This window comes from Rhodococcus sp. P4_B6 (genome assembly GCF_056402215.1).
In genome coordinates, this window is the sequence record NZ_JBFUHV010000345.1 from 1 (window position 1) to 3,738 (window position 3,738).

Genomic DNA, 3,738 nt, shown 5'->3' on the forward strand with positions numbered 1-3,738 from the left:
CACCCGACACCGGTAGGGCGATGCGGTCGTCTGCACCGTTCGGCAGCCCCTTGTCGACGAGACTGCCGGCGAGGATGCTGTTCCACGCTTTGACCACAGAGAGTCCGAGCTGGGCACTAACCCAATGGCTTTCAGTCTGACTGTCAGCGAGGCACTCGGGTGTGCCATCACGGAAGGGAAAATAGTTGGAGGTATCGATCACAATCACTGAATCGTCGATTTCGGCGAAAAGGTTCTTCAGCCGTGGTAGCGCATTGAAGGGAACGGAAACAATGACAACTTGTGACCGGCGAACGGCGTCACTCGCGTCCACCGCCGATGCCCCGGACGCGGCCGCGATCTCTCTAATCGTCTCCGAACCACGCGAATTCGCCACCAGAACCGTATGTCCCGCAGCGCTCAATTTGCGCGCCAGCGTTAACCCGATTTTTCCGGCTCCCACAATGCCGATCTGCATGTGCGCAATCCTTCCTGTTGTCGACGCACGTCTCGGAACGTGTCGCGCTCTGAGTGGTTGAAGGGCTCGATCTGATGTCCGACGAAGACGAGTCGTAGGCACGGCGAGGAAGGCGACCGAAACGTCTTCCGATGGCGGGTGTTGCTTCCCGGGCACGGGACCAGAGCGGCCGCAGCTGGTCCGGGATGGTCTAGCCGCGCACACGCTGGTCGAGTGCGCCGGGTGCACGTGGGCAAGAAGGCCTGAATCTCGCCTTGATCCACGCACCCCGCGACGCGCGCCTACGATGCCCGGTGGATCAGCGCATACTCAGGCAGGTAATTGATCGATGCGTGTCGTGTACGACGACGGCGCTGGCGATACGCATCTTCGCGTCCTCGTGCTCACTTGGCTTGCGGCAAGTTCACCTGCTTCGTCTCGAGGAACTCCTGGATGCCTTCGATGCCACCCTCGCGGCCGACTCCGGACATTTTATATCCACCGAAGGGCGCCGTAATATTGGGACCGAACGAGTTGATCGCTACGGCACCGCTCTCCAGGCGGGGGGCAAGCTCGAGCGCCTTGTCGACGTCGGGCGTGAATATGCCATTGCTGAGCCCGTATTCGGTGTCGTTGACGGCTGCGACACCCGCCTCCAGATCGTCATACACTTCGACCGTGATGACCGGCCCGAATACCTCTTCACGGTTGATCTGCATGTCGGGGGTCGTCCCGGTCAGCAGGGTCGGCTCGAACCAGTAGCCTCGCTCAAACATGGATCCGCTTGGCCTCTTGCCGCCGGTCAGGACAATCGCCCCGACATTCTGCGCGGTTTCGACGAATTCCTCGACTCGATCCCGTTGTGCGCGAGAGACAAGGGGGCCGACCCCGGTGCTTTTGTCAGCTGGATCGCCGACGGTCAAGTTGCGGAACGCTGTCGTCAAGGCAGTTATCCACTCGTCACCTCTCGACGCCGGCACCAGAATACGACTTTGGGTCGTACAGACCTGCCCGGCCTGCATAGTGCATCCATACGCCAACATCGGCGCAAAATGCGCAGGATCGGCATCGTCGAGCACGAGCGCGGCCGACTTCCCTCCGAGCTCGAGAGTCACGCGAGTCATGTGCTCGATGGCCGTAGCCATCACTTTCTTGCCCGCCGCGGTGCTTCCAGTGAACGAAATGTTCTTGATGCCGGGCCGAGAGATCAGGAATTGGCCCAGTTCACGACCCCCGGGAAGGAAGGAGATCAATCCGGCGGGCAGGTCAACCTCGGCGAGCGCTTCGGCGAAAATGAAGGATACCAGGGGAGTTTCAGGCGAAACTTTCACCACAACGGGGCATCCCGCCATCAGCGCCGGCGCGATTTTCACCGCTGCCAAGACCAATGGGGCGTTCCAGGGCACGATGGCTGCAACCGGCCCCATAGCCTCCCGGCTGACGTAAACCGGCCCGGTGAGCGTGTCTCGACGGGTCGGACCGAGATCGAGCTGTTCGGCGAGTAGAGCCGTATCGCGGAAAATCGCCGCTGCAGTTGCCGCCGTGAAACCGGCGAAAGAGGACAGGCCACCCTGATCGAGCGTATAGATTGCTTCGAACTCCGATGCGCGACGTTCGATCGCGTCGGCGATGGTGTTGAGAACCTTCGCCCGTTCGTTGAGATCGGTGGCGCGCCAGTGTCCTGCGCGGTGCAACTCGGCGGCGGCGGCAACCGCACTCTCCACATCGGCCTCGCATGCGAGCGGCACGCGACCGATTGCTTCTTGAGTAGCTGGATTTTCTACGTCCAACCACTCGCGGTCGGTGCTCACGTTCCATTCGCCCGCAATGTAGAGCGCGTCACGGAAAGTAAGGGCATTGGTAGGGTTCACTCCGCCTCCTGCGGACTAGAGCTGACGTTGCCTGCAGCAGCGAAGGCGCAACATCGTCGCATTCTGCGACGCGGTGCCTCGTCGCTCACCGGCGGCATGGTGTCCCGTCGACGCTTGTAACAGGATTCGTCGCATGGACTATCAAGCGTGACTGCGGTCGGCGCTGTTGCCCCGATCACAGCAATTACATTGTTAGACGACTAGCAATAAAAGTCAAGCGCCCTGAGATGAGGGCTCCGGTTCCGACGCCCACCGGTGGCGCAGAACGCGCTCGATGCGCGACGTCGGCGCGCTCTCGCGGGTCCGCCGCACAGTACCGCCCGAGACCGCGATCTACTCCCGCGTTGGGCTGGGGGAGTCCGTGCCGGCGGTCCAGTTCGATGCGGATACGGTGAAGTCGAGCGGTTTGAACAACCCGGATTCGTGTGTCCGTGCACCGACGGTGTAGCGGAGAAGAGACGACCATCGCGTACGGATCGAAATAGTGCCTTTGACCTTGGAGAACTTGTGAAGCCGCCCAGAGCGCCTTCACCGTTCACTCGCTCGGTAACCATCGACCATGACACCGCACGACCGTCGCGCATCATCCTGCCGTTTTTCCGCGTACGCCGAACCTCGGTGACCGGCCGGTGCGGGTGCAGCGGATTCCACCGAATGTCGACCTACTTCGTCACCTGGCGGAGTGGGTCGACATTCGGGCCGTGGTGCGGGCACCAGAGTTACATGAACAGTGCACGGCTTACGCGGACACCGAATTCCGAGTCCGGGTTCGTCTTCCCGTCGCCGACCCTTTCGGTGAAGGCGGCAACTGCCAGGTCGCGCCGCTTCGGCAATCTTGCGGACTCTGCCGCGGCCAGCGCGGCCGGCATCTCCTCGCTGGTGAGGTCCGTGCAGTAAGCGGGTGCGCCGGGTTGCTGGCGCCATGATTCCGCGAGCCTCCCCGCGTCGAACCCGTCGAACCCGGTGTCCTCGACCAATGCCATGCCTACTGCGCGTTCTCTGTCATCATCGGCGGCGACCGGGATGGCGATACGGCCCGCGGTTCTCACCGGCGTTCTTTTCCCGGCGAGTGAGCCGGAACCGATGGCGTTCCATGCCTTGACGATCGGTCGCCGGAGTTGTTCAGCAGCCCAAAGACTTTCGACTTGTCCGGCTTCGATGGCCTCGATCGTGGAATCGCGGGCCGGATAGTAGTTCGACGTGTCGATGACGACTGTGTCGGCGGGCACGGTGGTGATTAGCGCGGATTCTCGCGCAGGAAGTTCGACCCCAGTTCAGGTGAACTCGTAGTGCAGGGTTCGTCCATCCCACCAGGGGACCTCGGTGTCGGGGAGGTTGGCTTGGCGGAGGACGGGTGAGTAGGTGCGCCGGTCGAGTCGGACGGTGATCTCGTTGCCGCGGTTGAGGATCTGTCCGCCGGTGGATAGGAAC

Annotated in this window: 3 protein-coding genes; all 3 read right to left on the minus strand. The window is 62.2% G+C overall.

The window, feature by feature from the left end:
• Nucleotides 1–724: NADPH-dependent F420 reductase (locus AC1DWT_RS50080; protein ID WP_477926149.1), on the minus strand; the 724-nt coding region annotated here is incomplete at its 3' end.
• A gap of 116 nt (nucleotides 725–840) precedes the next feature.
• The gene (locus tag AC1DWT_RS50085) at nucleotides 841–2,307 is read right to left on the minus strand and encodes an aldehyde dehydrogenase family protein (RefSeq protein WP_477926150.1); all 1,467 of its coding nucleotides are present in this window, start codon (nucleotides 2,305–2,307) and stop codon (nucleotides 841–843) included.
• Nucleotides 2,308–3,026: 719 nt separating this feature from the next.
• Nucleotides 3,027–3,536, minus strand: coding sequence for an NADPH-dependent F420 reductase (locus AC1DWT_RS50090; RefSeq protein WP_477926151.1), 510 nt, complete (start codon nucleotides 3,534–3,536; stop codon nucleotides 3,027–3,029).
• Nucleotides 3,537–3,738 lie beyond the last annotated feature (202 nt).